Source organism: Bacteroidales bacterium, assembly GCA_012519055.1.
GTDB lineage: Bacteria > Bacteroidota > Bacteroidia > Bacteroidales > Salinivirgaceae > JAAYQU01.
In genome coordinates this window covers 1-16,467 of record JAAYQU010000017.1, presented here as the reverse complement: position 1 = coordinate 16,467, position 16,467 = coordinate 1, and the positions used below count along the sequence as shown (strand labels likewise).

Sequence of the window (16,467 nt, the reverse complement as noted above, 5' to 3'; positions counted from 1 at the left end):
TCATACTTTAATTTATCTTATTACTAAATACAAACAAGTTTTTAAATGGAAAAATTAATTGACCCAGTACCTGTACACGTTATCGAATCGGAATTAACTCCGGATAAGTTTGTAAGGAAAACGAATTATGGTAATAATGATATATATATATTCAACCATCACAATGCCCCTTATTTAACATTAGAAGTTGGTCGCTTACGCGAACTAACTTTTCGTAAAGCTGGTGGCGGTACTGGCAAAAGTTGCGATTTAGACAACTTTGACTTACAAGATATTCCTTATAATCAGCTAATTGTGTGGTCCCCAGAAGACAAGGTCATTGTTGGAGGTTACCGTTTTCTTATAGGCAAAAAAGCTTCAATTGATGAGTTGGGAAACATTAGAATGGCAACGTACAAATTATTTAATTTTTCAGATAAATTTATAAAAGAGTATCTCCCCTACACAATTGAGCTGGGACGTTCGTTTGTTCATCCCGATTATCAGTCAGGGCAGTCGTCACGGAAAAGTATTTTTGCTCTTGATAATCTTTGGGATGGTTTAGGAGCAATTGTTGTAGAGAACCCCGATATGCATTACTTTTTCGGGAAGGTTACTATGTACACTCACTATAATAAAGAAGCCCGCAACATACTGCTTTATTTTATCAATAAACACTTCCCCGACCCTGATAATCTACTAACTCTTATAGAACCTCTTGAGCTTAACTTCAATGTCCCGGAGTTGGAAAAACTGTTCCCTTCCAACGATTATACCGAAAACAAGCGAATACTCAACAGCGAGTTACGTAAACTTGGCGAAAATGTTCCTCCTCTAATCAACGCTTATATGAACCTTTCTCCTTCAATGCGTACTTTTGGAACATCACTTAACCATGAGTTTGGCGACGTAGAAGAAACAGCTATACTAATTGATATAAGGGATATATATAAATCGAAGATTGATAGGCATATCAATACATACCGCAGAAACAATTAGCAATGTGCAATGAACAATCAAAGGTGAATGGCGGTTGGTAATTGGTGGTTAGAGGTTGAAGGATATCGAAATCAATTAATTGAATGTCAAGGTGCTGTAGAGACATCATATCATGGCGTCTCATATAAAATTAAAAGTTTATAAAGTGTGTTAATAGTCACTTTGACTGTGGCTGAGTGCGTAGCAATCGAAACCACCACAGAAGAATATGACGGTTACTTTTAATATAATGGCAATCAATAAGCCCTAACGTTTCTGCCTTCGATGTAATTAATAAAAGCAGTGTTTACTACTTTATTTCCTCCTGGAGTGGGATAATTACCTGTAAAATACCAGTCACCCGTATCGTTTGGACAAGCTTTATGTAAATTTTCAACAGTCTGATAAACTACTTTTACTTTCGATTTTATACCCGGCTGTAAAATACGAGCTATTTGCTCACTTACCTGATCATCTGTAAAAGGATCATACAGCTCTTTAACATAATTAACAATTTCATTTCTGTTTTTATATTGCTGCTCCTTACACTTTCTATATATATCGTTTATCAACGAGCTGTTTCCTGTTTCACGCAATAAGTTAATAACAGCCTGAAAAGCAATAAACTCCGTTAATTTTGCCATATCTATTCCGTAACAGTCAGGATACCTGATTTGTGGCGATGATGACACAACAACAATTTCTGCAGGCGACAGTCTATCCAATATTTTAAGTATCGAACGTCTAAGAGTGGTTCCCCTAACAATACTGTCATCAATAATTACTAACCTGTCAACTCCCGGGTTAATTGTCCCGTACGTTACGTCATAAACGTGTTCTACTAAATCGTGGCGTCCGCTATCATCTGCTATAAATGTGCGGAGTTTTACGTCCTTTATAGCTATTTTTTCGACACGTGGTCGTGTATTTATTATTGCACGTAACTCATCGTTGCTAAGATTACCTCTTCTAGATATTATTTGTTCTATTTTTGACTCCAACATATGCGTTTCTATTCCCTTAAGCATTCCATAAAATGCTGTTTCAGCTGTATTTGGGATAAAGCTAAAAACGGCATTGTCGGTATCATTATCTATAGCTTTTAAAATTTGAGGTGTTAGCAATTCTCCCAAAAGCTTGCGCTCTTTATAAATATCAGCATCGCTTCCGCGTGAAAAATAAATTCTTTCAAATGAACAGCTTTTACGCTCTAAGGGTTTATTAATTTCAGGCATAATGTATTCACCTGATTTTTTAATTATTAAGGCATGCCCGGGCTTAATTTCACTGACTCTTTCAGCAGGTACGTTCATTACCGTTTGAATAACGGATCTTTCAGATGCTACCACAATAAGCTCATCATCAGCATAATAGCTTGCTGGTCTTATTCCATTTGGATCGCGCATAACAAAAGCGTCGCCATGACCAACCATTCCTGCTATTACATATCCTCCGTCCCAGTTTTCACTTGCACGTTTTAGAACTGTCGTTAAATCAAAATTTTCTTCAATTAGTAATGATATCTCTCTTTTGTTGTATCCCTCTTTTTTATACTCTTCAATCATCCTTTCGTTCATCTGGTCTAGGCGATATCCTATCTTCTCGAGTATTGTTACTGTATCGCTATAATCTTTTGGATGTTGCCCGAAACTTAGAAGCTGTTCGAACATTTCATCTACATTTGTAAGATTAAAATTACCTGACAACACAAGGTTTTTTGTTTTCCAGTTGTTTTCGCGCAAAACGGGGTGAACATTTTCGATGTCATTTTTCCCGAATGTTCCGTACCTTAAATGCCCGAGTAGTAATTGACCTGCAAAATCGAAATTTTCTATTGCATAATTGGGATTGAAAGCCAAGTCTTTATTGCGTTCAGCAACAGCTTCAATTGGGCGCCTAACCATTTCAAAAGTGTCAACAATTGGCCTGCTTGAGTTTGATCTTACCCGAGATATATATCGTTTGCCGGCTGGAACATCTAATTTCAAACAAGCCAAACCAGCTCCATCTTGTCCTCGGTTTCGCTGTTTTTCCATCAGCAAATATATTTTATTGATTCCGTACATCCATGAGCCATATTTCATATGATAGTATTCTAATGGCTTTAAAAGTCTTATAAAAGCTATTCCACATTCGTGTTTAAGGGCGTCACTCATAACTCTTTTGTTTGCTGTTTAAATGATTGTAATTAAAAAATATTAGTTAGTCTTCTTTCAGTTTAGGATAATATTAGATTTGCAAGCCTTATTATCACACCTCTGTCTGTAAGGTTTGGATTGGCATGCTGGTTTATATTTGAAATCTTCACTGCTATTTTAAAAAGTATCGTTATTAAAGAGGTGGAAAGAAAATAGATGTTTTTACAATGTAACAATCGGGAAACTGTTGAACAAATTTCTTATAATCAATAAGTGCAGCATTCTCATCACGATAATCTCCTACTCGCAACTTTACAAAAGGGGGTTCATATTCGCTATAAATTCTTGTTGGATCGAACTCAGGATACATACTAATAAAGTCTGATCTGAGTTTTAAAGAGCGTTCTCTTGCGTCGGATTTATAGTCGCTAAAGAGTTGTATTCTATAACCTGGTATTTTCCCTCCCATTGATTTATTTTGGATAACAACATTATCAAGTAAGTTTTTTATTGATTCACTTTGATATACAGTGGTTCTCCCAAAATCTTTGGTAGGAATTGAGAGTTCATTAATAATATCTTGAGAAAACAAGCCTGATTGTATTAGAACAAAACAAAAAATATAAAAAAGTTTTCTCATAATTTAAGCTATTGTATTTCAATCTGTTAGCGAAAAGCCAAGGTCTTTAGACTTAAATACAAAATAAGTTGTTTTTTTTGATTTTTCAAAGCCTAATCTATTGGAATTTATGTTGCTGAAAAAAATACTAAATAGTATAAAATAAAAAATTGCCCAAAAGAGGTTTCTTTTAGGCAATTTTCTCTATATATAATAATTCTACTCTTAATCTACCTTACGGGAATTGTAGCTTATTTTCAAAGCGTTGGCTCTTCTTAGCTCCTGCTTAATATCAGTTACAATACCCATTCTAACATTTTCGTCAACTTTCAGTACAGTTGTCAGGAAAGGACGCTCTGATTCATCTCTCGCTTCTCTTTCACTGGCAATATACGTCTGTATATCAGAAATTGTTGAAAAACTATCATTTAACTGAATCCTTGGCTCCGTTCCAAGCATCTTTTGAAGTTCGGGTAGCGGAACTCCAACATAAATATTACTGGCTAAAGACTTTCTTTCAAGCTTAACTCCTTCCGATGCAGCCGGAACATAAACTTTGACCTTTAACTCAGTCTCACGCATTGATGTTACAGTCATAAAGAAGAACAGTAACATAAACACAACGTCAGGTAACGATGCTGTTGAAACAGCAGGCACCTCTCTCGGTTTATCATCTTTAAATCTACTCATATCTATCTTCCTCCAACATTTTTTGGCTCTGCCTCTGAAATTTTCTGAGGTATTGCACTCCTGATTGCATCAACATCTTCCTGGTTAATAAGCTGTGCAAATGGTTTACCAAACTCTTGCATAGCCAACTCGTCTCTGGCTTCGTTGTACGCTGCTACCAAAACGTTTTGAACTTCTATATACCGTTTGTATGATGTTCCCCGGTCATTTTGAAGCGAGATTACACCCATACTAATAGGAAATCCTTCGGGATACTTTCTGTCAAAATGCTTATGAGATATTCTCTGTGGTTCGTCACTACCGGGTACATAATCAGGATTAGCTATCATTATTCGTTTGTATTCAAATTCCGGTAAATCCTCTAAATTATTCGGGTTTTGAATAAACTCCTTAGCCTTTCTTTTTAGATCGACTAAAGACATCTCTTGCCCGTTTACGAGAAATCTGTCTGCCCTATTAATCAACACAACCAAAATATTTCTTCTTTTAATTTTAACATCCTCTTTCTTCTGGATGTTTTCATCAGGTATTGGGGGAAGTACTCTCGCCAATCCTGTATCAACGTCCATTGTTGTTGTAACGAGGAAGAAACTCAAAAGTAAGAAAGCAACGTCAGCCATTGAGCTTGCATTGATCTCCGGTACTTTTCTTTTATCTGATGGCATAATATAATTGTTTTTGAGTTAGTAAAATTAGTTTTATACATTCAAGGGGTTAATTGGATTTTTTAAAATATCCTCTCAAACCTGTGAATATAACTCCACCAATTGCAATAACTAAAAGCACGTAGGCTGTTTTTAATCCTAAGTCAATCATCAGAGCAGTTGTTGACGTTATGCCAAATTTTTCATAACCAAAGAATATTGGTATCTCTGATGTTGCGAAGATGTATGCTATTAAAATAACCGCAACTAAAGAACCTATACGTGTTATTGATCTTATAAATGTTTTTTTACTACTTAACGCTACAATAATGGCAAAAGCTAAAACCAATACGGTGGCTACAGCAAGCAATATATATGTATAATCGAGAAATATTGCTAATGAACCACCAACTCTTTCCATTGCCCAATCTACCTTTTCCGAAGGAACTATTACGCTTTCGGGCACAGGCTCCATTGTCATTGTTTGATATAAAAAATATCCCCCTAACAATAGTCCTACTATAAGGCAGATAGTTAAAATTAGAGACGTTATTTTTCTTAATCTATCAGTCATATCAAACTATTTTTTTTTGTTATATTCAGTAATCATATCAATTAAGGTGATAGAAGAATCTTCCATTGTGTTGACTATTCCGTCAATTTTAGCTATAAGATAGTTGTAGAAAATTTGTAGAATCATAGCAACAATCAAACCTCCAATGGTTGTAATCAAAGCAACTTTAATACCACCAGCAACAAGTGTCGGGCTGATATCACCTGCAATTTCAATTGCGTCAAACGCTTGAACCATACCGATAACTGTTCCCAAGAAACCAAGCATAGGTCCAATTGCAATAAATAGAGATATCCAAGATAAGCCTTTTTCCATTAATCCTGTTTGAACACCTCCGTAAGAAACGATAGATTTTTCGACAACGTCCATGCCTTCATCTATACGGCTAAGGGCTTGATAGAAAATAGATGCAACAGGTCCGCGTGTGTTTCGGCATGTTTCCATTGCTTCCTCTACATTGTTGTTCTTTAATGACTCTTCAATGCTTTTTAACAACTTGTCAGCATCAGTTGAAGCAAGGTTAAGATAGATAATTCTTTCAATAGCCAATGCCAAACCTAATACCAAACAAAGTAAAAGAGCAGACATAAAGCCAGGACCACCCTCAATAAATTTCACTTTTAATGCTTGGTGTACTGCTACAAGTCCTCCTTGAGGGGCTTGTTCTTCAGTTACAACGGCTTCTTCAGTTGCTTCAGCCTCTGTGTCTGCCAGAACTTGGGTTGTGTCAGCGATTTCAGTTGTTTCCGCGCCTTCTTGTGCCTTAACGTTTGTTGACACTCCGAATGAAAGCATACCGATTACGGTAAAGAATAGAAATAATTTTTTCATGGTTTTTTTTAATTTATTGTTTAAAATTAGCAAAATTTATGTTTAATTTTAGTATTTTCTCTAAATATTTGTGCGGAGAGAGTGGGATTCGAACCCACGATACCCTTTTGAGGTATACACACTTTCCAGGCGTGCGCCTTCGACCAACTCGGCCATCTCTCCAAAAAATCTGTCAGGCATACCTCTTTTCACAAACAGTTTTTATTTCAGGGCGCAAATTAATGACTTTTTTTTACTTTTCTGCTATAAATTTGGATTAATTTCTCCTCTTATTGATTTTTTTATATTCTCGACTACCGATTTTCTGTCACTACAATTCGCCAAAAGATACATTAGCTTGGTTAATGCAGCTTCAGTAGTAGAATCGAACCCACTTATTATGCCTGCTTCCAACAATCCTACTCCCGCCTCATAACTGTTCATATTTACACTTCCAGCTCTACATTGTGTGACATTAACTATTATTACACCTCTTTTTGTTGTTTCTTGCAATATCTGAATAAACTCAGGATTTGTAGGTGCATTCCCATAACCAAAAGTTTCTAATACAATTCCTTTAATACCTGGAGTAGAACAAATATGGTATAATACTTCAGGTGTCATGCCCGGAAATATTTTCAAAACTAAAACATTTGTCTCCATTTTGGTTTTTATAGAAAACTCACCTTTCTTTACCTTGTTTATATACTTACGATTATAGTGAATGTTAATTCCTGCTTTAGCTAATGGCGGATAATTATCACTGGTAAAAGCATTGAAATACTCGGCATTATATTTTGTTGTACGATTCCCTCTATACAACTTGTTTTCAAAATAAACTGTAACTTCCGGGACAATCGCGCTTTCATCTTCGTATGCAGCAGCTATCTCTATTGCTGTAATTAAGTTTTCTTTGGCATCAGTACGAATTAATCCTATAGGAAGCTGTGAACCTGTAAGTACAACGGGTTTTGAAAGATTTTGCAACATAAAGCTCAGTGCAGATGCTGTATACGACATGGTATCAGTTCCATGCAAAATTACAAAGCCGTCGTACTTGTCATAATTATCGTAGATTATGGATGCAAGCCTTGCCCAAATTTCAGGATTCATGTCCGAAGAATCAATGACAGGGCTAAATGTTATTGATTCTAAATTTACGCCCAAGCGGTAAAGTTCAGGAACTTGTTGCAGAATATGATCAAAATCAACTGGATACAATGCTCCTGTTTTAGGATTTGTTACCATACCTATTGTTCCACCCGTGTATATAAGCAATATTTTTGGTCGTTTACTCATCTCTTTTACTATTTAGGCGTTTATCGATTCAAAAATAGTGATTTTGCGTTATCTGTGGTTTGCATATCAATATTTTCAGTTGAATCGTTACGAAGTTCGGCAATTTTTTTCAATATCAAGCTTAAATATGAAGGTTCATTTCGTTTACCTCTGTGAGGAGACGGTGCTAAGTAGGGACTATCGGTTTCCAAAATAATATTTTTTAGTGATACGGTTTTTACGATTTCACCAAGCCCTCCATTTTTAAATGTCACTACTCCTCCTATCCCCAAAAGCATTCCATAATCTATAACACGCTTTGCCTCCTCAGTATTTCCTGTGAAACAGTGAAAAACTCCTCTGGGCAACTCTCCTCCAAAATTATCGAACACCTTGAAAATTGTATCAAACGACTCTCTGGCGTGTATTACAATTGGCAAATTTGTCTCCTTGGCTAATCTTAACTGATATTCAAAAGCCGAGATCTGCTCCTTGATATATGTTTTATCCCAATATAGGTCGATTCCCGTTTCGCCTATTCCAATGATGTCATTTTTGAGGAGTTGCTTTTCTATTATGGTCAATTGGCTTTTGTAATCCTTGTCAACATTAGTAGGGTGTAAGCCCGTCATTGGGAAACAGTATCCTTGATAATCGTAACATAGTTGCCTTAACGGCTCTATTGTCGATTTATCGATATTTGGAAGTAAAATCGCTTCTACCCCACTATCCTTTGCTCTTTTGATAATATCAGCTCTGTCATTGTCAAAATGTGGTAAATATATATGTGAGTGTGTGTCAATCATTATTCACTGTTTTTAAACTCTGCGATATTGATTTCCGGGCAGTGCGGTTATTACTCCTTTAAATTCCATCTCTAATAGCGTGGCGGCTACTTTATGTACGGGTATTGATAGCTTGGCTGCCAAGTAGTCCATCGTTACAGGCTGATCATCTTCAAACAGTTCAAAAACTGTCTCTTCAGCTTCGCTCAGCGGTTCGAAAATCTGCTGCTGAACCAGTTTTGGAGTGTTTATATCCCAATTCATAATATATTCTATATCAGAAAGACCCTCGCATAACACTGCTTTGTTTCTTTTAATCAGCATGTTGCAGCCTGCCGAATACTGATCGCCAATTTTCCCGGGGAAGGCAAAAACATCACGGTCATATCCTTGCGCGTAATCGGCTGTAACTAAAGCTCCGCCTGTGATACCGGACTCGGCTATTAGTACAGCATCACTTAATCCTGCGATTATCCTGTTGCGTCTTAGAAAATTTGACTTTTCATATTTCGCATTGTGAGGAAATTCGGTGACCAAAACCCCGTCATCTTTTAAAATATCGAGTGCCACACTCCTATGCTGCGCTGGATATATTTTATCCAATCCATGACCCAAAATAGCTGCTGTAGGGATTTTTTGAGAGACAGAAGCCCTGTGCGCAATAACATCAATACCATAAGCCAGGCCACTTACAATCGTAATATCGTGCGAACGGGCTTTTATATCACGGATAAGGTTCTCGACCATCATTTTGCCATACATTGTCGAGTTTCTTGTTCCAACTATTGATAACACTTTGGATTTGTTAAGACACTCCAAATTTCCTTTAGTAAAAATAACTATGGGACTATCCGGACATTGCAACAATTTTTTTGGATAATCTTTATCTAAATAGCTTGTAATCTTAATGTTGTGCTTCTCGCAAAATTTAATTTCACTTTCAGCCAGCTCTTTCCCTTTGTCGAAATCTATTTTTTCAACTGTCGTTTTTCCTAATCCCGGAATTTTTATCAAATCCTTTGTTCGTTTTTTGTAAACATCTTCTACATTGCCACAATAAGCAACCAACTTTTTAACGGTTATTGGACCTAAATTGGGTGTTAATGCTAAGGCAACGGTATAATAGAGCAAAGAATCTGTCATCTTCCATTAATTCGAAAAGACAAAAATACATAAACAATTAGCAATTGAGTTAAAAAGTGAAAGTTTGTAATGTTAAAAGTTTTAAAAATCTGCATAAATCCGTTACATCTGTGTCATCTGTGTTCTAATAATTCGCACCTACTCTAATTTTTTATTTCCCTCTAAAGCCTTATAGTGTAACGGTTTTAAAGAAATAAGAAAAGAAAGTTATTAACAAAGTGGGAAAAAGTGGGAAATAATGGGGGAAAATGGGAAAATTGTTTGTATTTTTACACATTCAAAGTTGTTTCATTATGGTAACCTTCATTGGAGAATATAACATTCGTATAGACGCCAAAGGACGTATAGTGCTTCCTACCGCTTTTATCAAGCAGGTTGGAGACATACCCCAACGTGAAGTTTTTATTCTAAAGGAGGATATGTATGAACAGTGTTTGGTGCTTTATCCAATATCGGAATGGGATAGACAAAACCAAATAATACGCAGCAAACTTAACCCTTTCGACAGAGAACACAACCAATTTTTGCGAAGTTTTTCAAAGGGTGCAATAGAGGTTTCTACCGACAACGTTAACAGGATACTTATCCCTAAACGACTTTTAGAGTTTGCCAAAATTACAAAAGAGATTGTTTTGTCTGGTCAAGATGGCAAAATTGAAATTTGGAGTGCAGAGATGTACCAAAGCTTATGGGACAACTCTCCAGACTTTGAGCAGTTGGCAAAAAAAGTAATGAACTCATAATTTTATTTCGGCTATGAACGACTACCACATACCGGTACTTTTAGAAGAGAGTATTGAGGGCTTAAGCATAAAGCCGGACGGTATTTATGTTGATGTTACTTTTGGTGGTGGTGGTCACTCCCGCGCAATCCTGAAAAATATTACAACCGGAAAACTTATTGCTTTCGATCAAGATGACGAGGCTAAAAAAAATACGCCCGATAGTGATAATTTTATATTTATTCATAACAATTTCAGATACTTACAATACTTTTTGAAATATTTGAAAATTGATAAGGTTGACGGAATATTAGCAGATCTCGGTGTTTCCTCACACCACTTTGATGAGAGCGAACGCGGTTTCTCTTTCAAATTCGACACCGAGCTTGATATGAGAATGAACCGCAACAAAACGCTGAAAGCATCTGATATTGTAAATCAATATTCTCCCGAAAACTTGACTCAGATTTTCAAGGAGTATGGTGAGGTTGAAAAGCCATGGGCGGTAGCTCAAGCAATTGTTAATTACAGGCAAGAGAACACGATAAATACAACCGGCGACTTGTTGCAAGCAATAAACGATGTTGTTCCGGAAAGATTCAGATATAAATCGCTTGCTCGTATATATCAGGCACTTAGAATTGAAGTGAATGACGAAATAGGAGCATTGAAAGATTTGTTGGAACAGTCGATGTCGGTTCTAAATCCTCGCGGACGAATGGTAGTAATAACGTATCATTCGCTTGAGGACAGATTGGTTAAAAATATCTTCAAATTTGGAAATTTTGAAGGAGTACCCAATAAGGATTTTTATGGAAATTTAATTACACCTTTTGAATTAGTAAATAAAAAAGTAGTTACACCAAGCCAAGCGGAAATTGAACGTAATTCACGTTCAAGAAGTGCAAAGCTACGAATAGCCCAAAGGAGAGTACATAATGCAGGATAGTCAACAAAATCAGGAGTTTGAAGACTTACAGAGTAATAAAAAAGAAAAAGAGAAGAGAAAAACAAGTTTTTTTCAAGTAATACTTGACGGCTCGTTTCTAGGGAAAGATGGTTTTCTTAATCAGTTGCCATTCATTCTATTTTTAGTTTTTCTGGGCATACTTTACATTGCAAATACCTTTCATTCAGAACGCATCTTAAGAGACCGTAAACGATTAGAACTTGAAATTAAAGAGTTACAACCCGAGGCAATTTCAATATCGTCTCAGTTAATGTTGATGAGTAATCAGACCGAAGTAGCAAAACTTTGTAAAGAACACTCGCTTGGATTAAAAGAGAACTTAGAACCACCATACAAGATTGTTTTGCATGATAGCGATATAAAATTAATAAATCGCAAAACTATTAAAGATTAGACACTTGCATATTTCGAAACATGAGTAAAGAAAAAACAATAAAATCGCAAATAGTTGGAAGATTGACTTTTGTCTATTTCTTCCTTCTGCTTTTTTTGATTTTTCTTGTGATTAATGTTTTTCGTCTCCAATGGTTCGAAGGTGAAAAATGGAAAAAAATTGAGCAACGAAGTTTCCGTACAACGCAAATAGAGCCAAACCGCGGAGATATTAGAGCACGTGACGGAAGATTGTTGGCTAGCAGCGTTCCCGTTTATGAAATAAGAATGGATTTGGGTAGCTCTTCATTAGATGTTAATCTGTTTAGAAATAAAATTGATAGTCTTTCGTATCTGCTTTCAAATCTATTTCGCGACAAAAGCGCAAGTCAATATAAGCGCGAATTGCTTTCAGCCCAATATCGGCAAGAACGTTACTATTTGATAAAAAAGGGTGTAACCTACCAACAGTTAAAAAGACTTCGCAAGTTTCCAGTTTTCAGTGCCGGGCAATACAAAGGTGGACTAATTGTCAAAATGAAATATAGAAGGGTTAAGCCGTTTGGAGAAATGGCTTCACGTTCGATAGGTTACATTACCGAATCGGGTAATTTTAGAGGTGTTGGTATTGAGGCAACCTACGATTCACTACTTTCAGGAGTCGAAGGACGCAGACTTGAACAAAGAGTAGCAGGAAACTTCTGGAAGCCGGTGGGAAGCGACAACGACATTGATCCAATTCAAGGCAACGATATCCTAACAACTATTGATATAAACATACAGGACGTTGCTCACAATGCTCTGATAAAAACACTTAAACAACATAACGCAAGGCACGGAGCAGCGATTCTTATGGAGGTTGAGACGGGTGAAATTTTAGCCATGTCGAATCTAATGCGCACATCTGTTGGCAATTACGTAGAATCATACAATTTTGCCGTCGGAGAACGCACCGAACCGGGCTCGTCCATTAAGCTCGCCTCTCTGATGATTGCTCTTGAAGATGGACACATAGGCCTTGAAGATATTGTTGATACCGGCAACGGAGAGATGAAGGTTTTTGATATAGTTATCAAAGACGGTAAAAAAGGTGGGTTTGGTAAAATAACCACGAAACAAGTAATGGAATACAGCTCAAACGTGGGCGTTGCTAAGATAATACAAAAATACTACGGCGACAAGCCTAAAGAGTTTGTTGAAAAGCTATATCGTTATCATCTTAATCAACCTACGGGCATAGATTTGTTGGGTGAAGCAATACCATATATTAAATACCCGGGAGATAAACTTTGGAGTGGAGTGTCACTTTGTCAAATGTCCTATGGATACGAGCTTCAAATTACTCCATTACAGATATTAACTTTCTATAACGCCATTGCAAATAATGGAGTTATGGTAAGACCCAAAATTGTAAAGGCAATTTATAAACACGGAACCTTAATTGAATCGTTCCCAACCGAAATAATCGATAGTCGCATAGCTTCGCCAAGAGTTATTAAACTTGCTCAAGAGATGCTCGAGGGAGTTGTAGAAAATGGTACGGCGAGAAATCTTAGTAAAAACGCTTACAAAATTGCCGGAAAGACAGGGACTGCGCAAATAGCTAATGCAAAATATGGGTATGAGTATCAGAGCAAAATCAGCTATTTGGCGACGTTTGTTGGATATTTTCCTGCGAAGAATCCAAAATACTCCTGCATTGTAATTGTAAATGAGCCATCTAACAGTCAATACTATGGTAATGCCGTTGCAGGACCTGTTTTTAAGGAGATAGCCGATAAGGTTTACGCAACAAGACCCGACATGGTTGATCCTTTAGACAAACAATTAGCTAAAAATGAAGAGTTAGTACCATATACGTTTTCGGGGAATAAGAAAGATTTACTGAAAATTTTAAATCTCTTCGATGTTCCAAGAGAAAACTTATCTGGTCAAAATAGTCAATGGGTTGTAACAACCAAGCTTGACGATAAAATAAAAATACAGAACCGAATTTTTTATCCTAAACAAGTTCCAAATGTTATGGGAATGGGGATTAAAGATGCGTTGTCGGTTTGCGAAAATGCGGGACTAAGAGTTGAAGTCAGAGGGCGTGGAATTGTTACCCGTCAAAGTTTACAGCCAAATTCAACTGTCCGTGGAGGAGAGTATATTGTGTTGGAGTTATCGAAAAATTTTTAAATCCGTAATCGAAAGCAAATGAGGTTAGAGAGAGTATTAAAGGGCATTTCAGTTGAGTCAATACAAGGAGACGATAGTATTGACATCAGCTCTATTTGCATCGACTCGCGGAAATGCACGCAAGACTCACTGTTCGCTGCAATTTGCGGTACTAACGCAGATGGGCACAACTTTATTGAAACTGCTATTAATAATGGTGCAACTGCTATTCTTTGTCAGAACTTGCCCGAGACGTTAATGCAAAACGTTGTTTATGTGAAAGTTAAAGACTCTTCGAATGCTCTTGGTATGGCTGCCTCAAATTTCTACGATAATCCCTCGGAGAAACTTAAACTTGTGGGAATAACAGGAACCAACGGCAAAACAACAACAGCCACACTCCTATATAAAATTGTAAGCGACTTAGGCTATCCTTGCGGTCTTTTCTCGACAGTTAAAATATTGATAAACAACAAAGAATATCCCTCGTCACTTACAACACCTGATGCAATTGAACTAAACCGTATTATGGCTGAAATGGTTACATCAGGTTGCGAATACTGTTTTATGGAAGTAAGTTCACATTCGATTATTCAAAATCGAATAGCAGGACTGCATTTCGTGGGTGGAGTGTTCACGAATATCACGCAAGACCATTTAGATTACCATAAAACAATGGACTCGTACATTGCCGCTAAGCAACTGTTTTTTACCATGTTACCACCAAAATCGTTTGCCCTGTACAACACAGATGACAAAAACGGTAAGATTATGGTTCAAAACAGCAAAGCCAACAAAAAAACTTACGGACTACTGCGACCAGCCAATTTCAAGGCAAAACTAATTTCAAAACAGTTGGAGGGAATGCTGTTAGATATCAACAATATAGAGATATGGACATCATTGACAGGCGAGTTTAACTCTTACAATCTGTTGGCAGCATTTGGAACATGTATATTGTTGGGCTTTGAACAGCAAGAGACATTAACCGCAATCAGCCGTCAACAACCAGTAAAAGGACGATTTGAACGATACATGTCAAAATCGGGCGTTTTTGTTATTGTCGATTACGCCCATACGCCAGATGCAGTGACCAATGTTTTGCAGACTATACATGATATTCGCACGGGAGACGAAAAGGTTATCACGGTAATAGGCGCAGGTGGCGACCGCGATAAAACGAAACGTCCGCTAATGGCGCAAGAGGCTGCCAAACAGAGCGATATGGTTATACTCACAAGCGATAATCCTCGCAGCGAGGAGCCTTTGGCGATAATCGCCGATATGGAAGCCGGATTAAAAGAGATACACAAATCGGTTTATATAAAAAATCCCGATAGGCGTGAAGCAATAAAAACCGCTTGTACAATGGCTCAGCAAGGAGATATTATTTTGATAGCCGGCAAAGGACACGAAAACTATCAGGAGATCAAAGGTGTTAGACATCCTTTTGACGACATGGTTGAAGCAATTGCTATTTTAAAAACTATTGATAAATAAACAGATAGAGCTATGTTTTACTATTTAGGCGAATTTTTATATGATATGGGGGTACCCGGTTCGGGATTGTACCAATATATTACTGTGCGTGCAGCGTTAACTTTCTCTGTAAGCCTTATAATTTCAATTGTTTACGGGAAACGGCTTATTCAATTCCTACAAAAGAAACAGATAGGCGAAACTATCCGAGATTTAGGCTTAGAGGGACAAATGCAAAAAAAAGGTACGCCTACAATGGGTGGTATAATTATCATTGCCTCGATAATAATACCAACGCTTTTATTTGCAAAAATTCACAACATTTACATAATCTTAATGCTAATAACCACTCTACTAATGGGTACTATCGGTTTTATAGATGACTATATCAAAGTGTTAAAAAAGAATAAAAAAGGATTAGCCGGTAAATTCAAAATAATAGGGCAAGTTAGTTTAGGATTAATAGTTGGGTTAACCATGTGGCTACACCCTGGCATTGTTATAAGAGATACAACAGCTGTGCCAGAGACAGCTATTGTTAGCGAAATCGACACGCCACAGGCTGACTTAAAAACCACACAAACCAACGTACCATTCTTTAAAAACAATAGTGGCGATTACAAGGGACTTCTGTTTTTCCTAAGCGACAAAAATGCTGAAAAATGGTCGTGGGTGGTGTTTATAGCTGTTGTGATATTTATTGTAACTGCTGTGTCTAACGGAGCCAACATAACCGACGGGCTAGACGGACTCGCAACTGGGAGTAGCGCAATAATGGGTGTTACGCTCGGAGTTTTGGCTTATCTGTCGGGTAACATCATTTATGCAAACTATCTGAATATATTTTATATACCGGATACTGGCGAATTGGTCGTATTCATCGCCTCATTCATTGGAGCTATGGTTGGTTTTTTATGGTACAACTCATACCCTGCACAGGTATTTATGGGAGATACAGGAAGCTTGACAATTGGTGGAATTATAGCTGTTTACGCTGTATTAATCAGAAAAGAGCTTTTAATCCCTGTATTGTGTGGTATTTTCTTAGTTGAAAACTTGTCGGTAATAATGCAGGTTTCATATTTCAAATATACAAAACGTAAATATGGAGAGGGTAGGCGAATAT

General features: G+C 37.0%; 16 protein-coding genes and 1 tRNA gene. 7 read left to right on the top strand and 10 right to left on the bottom strand.

The genetic code is table 11. The features are described from left to right. The first annotated feature begins 45 nt into the window (after positions 1-45). Positions 46-978: a GNAT family N-acetyltransferase gene (locus GX311_03740; GenBank protein ID NLK15490.1), complete on the top strand. Its 933-nt coding sequence runs from the start codon at positions 46-48 to the stop codon at positions 976-978. A gap of 236 nt (positions 979-1,214) precedes the next feature. On the opposite strand, the gene GX311_03735 is transcribed toward GX311_03740, so the two are convergent. From GX311_03735 to dprA, 10 genes are all read right to left on the bottom strand, one after another. Next, entirely contained in the window at positions 1,215-3,113 is a 1,899-nt protein-coding gene (locus GX311_03735) for an amidophosphoribosyltransferase (protein NLK15489.1), read from the bottom strand. A gap of 175 nt (positions 3,114-3,288) precedes the next feature. Further along, positions 3,289-3,735, bottom strand: a complete 447-nt coding sequence (locus tag GX311_03730; GenBank protein ID NLK15488.1) for an SPOR domain-containing protein — start codon at positions 3,733-3,735, stop codon at positions 3,289-3,291. 204 nt (positions 3,736-3,939) lie between these two features. Continuing rightward, positions 3,940-4,404 carry a biopolymer transporter ExbD gene (locus GX311_03725; GenBank protein ID NLK15487.1) on the bottom strand — a complete coding sequence of 155 codons (465 nt, stop codon included), beginning with the start codon at positions 4,402-4,404 and terminating at the stop codon, positions 3,940-3,942. A gap of 2 nt (positions 4,405-4,406) precedes the next feature. Then, positions 4,407-5,069 (bottom strand): biopolymer transporter ExbD, encoded by a 663-nt coding sequence (locus GX311_03720; GenBank protein ID NLK15486.1) that lies wholly within the window; start codon positions 5,067-5,069, stop codon positions 4,407-4,409. A 49-nt stretch (positions 5,070-5,118) separates the two neighbouring features. Further along, the gene (locus GX311_03715) at positions 5,119-5,622 is read right to left on the bottom strand and encodes a hypothetical protein (GenBank protein NLK15485.1); all 504 of its coding nucleotides are present in this window, start codon (positions 5,620-5,622) and stop codon (positions 5,119-5,121) included. Positions 5,623-5,628: 6 nt separating this feature from the next. Further along, complete coding sequence (locus tag GX311_03710; GenBank protein ID NLK15484.1) at positions 5,629-6,453, bottom strand: MotA/TolQ/ExbB proton channel family protein; 825 nt, start codon at positions 6,451-6,453, stop codon at positions 5,629-5,631. A 73-nt stretch (positions 6,454-6,526) separates the two neighbouring features. Continuing rightward, positions 6,527-6,615, bottom strand: a tRNA-Ser gene (locus GX311_03705). A gap of 81 nt (positions 6,616-6,696) precedes the next feature. After that, positions 6,697-7,731 (bottom strand): asparaginase, encoded by a 1,035-nt coding sequence (locus GX311_03700; protein NLK15483.1) that lies wholly within the window; start codon positions 7,729-7,731, stop codon positions 6,697-6,699. Between the two features lie 20 nt (positions 7,732-7,751). Further along, entirely contained in the window at positions 7,752-8,516 is a 765-nt protein-coding gene (locus GX311_03695) for a TatD family hydrolase (protein NLK15482.1), read from the bottom strand. Between the two features lie 12 nt (positions 8,517-8,528). Next, positions 8,529-9,638, bottom strand: coding sequence for a DNA-protecting protein DprA (gene dprA / locus GX311_03690; protein ID NLK15481.1), 1,110 nt, complete (start codon positions 9,636-9,638; stop codon positions 8,529-8,531). A gap of 293 nt (positions 9,639-9,931) precedes the next feature. Here dprA and mraZ point away from each other — a divergent pair, with 293 nt between their 5' ends. The 6 genes from mraZ to GX311_03660 all read left to right on the top strand — a co-directional run. After that, positions 9,932-10,381: a division/cell wall cluster transcriptional repressor MraZ gene (mraZ, locus tag GX311_03685; GenBank protein ID NLK15480.1), complete on the top strand. Its 450-nt coding sequence runs from the start codon at positions 9,932-9,934 to the stop codon at positions 10,379-10,381. A gap of 13 nt (positions 10,382-10,394) precedes the next feature. Then, positions 10,395-11,309, top strand: coding sequence for a 16S rRNA (cytosine(1402)-N(4))-methyltransferase RsmH (gene rsmH / locus GX311_03680; GenBank protein NLK15479.1), 915 nt, complete (start codon positions 10,395-10,397; stop codon positions 11,307-11,309). Further along, entirely contained in the window at positions 11,299-11,724 is a 426-nt protein-coding gene (locus GX311_03675) for a hypothetical protein (GenBank protein ID NLK15478.1), read from the top strand. Before rsmH ends, GX311_03675 begins: the two co-directional genes overlap by 11 nt. Before the next feature lie 20 nt (positions 11,725-11,744). After that, entirely contained in the window at positions 11,745-13,883 is a 2,139-nt protein-coding gene (locus GX311_03670) for a transpeptidase family protein (protein ID NLK15477.1), read from the top strand. An 18-nt stretch (positions 13,884-13,901) separates the two neighbouring features. After that, positions 13,902-15,362 carry a UDP-N-acetylmuramoyl-L-alanyl-D-glutamate--2,6-diaminopimelate ligase gene (locus GX311_03665; protein ID NLK15476.1) on the top strand — a complete coding sequence of 487 codons (1,461 nt, stop codon included), beginning with the start codon at positions 13,902-13,904 and terminating at the stop codon, positions 15,360-15,362. Positions 15,363-15,374: 12 nt separating this feature from the next. Then, positions 15,375-16,467: phospho-N-acetylmuramoyl-pentapeptide-transferase (locus GX311_03660; GenBank protein NLK15475.1), on the top strand; the 1,093-nt coding region annotated here is incomplete at its 3' end.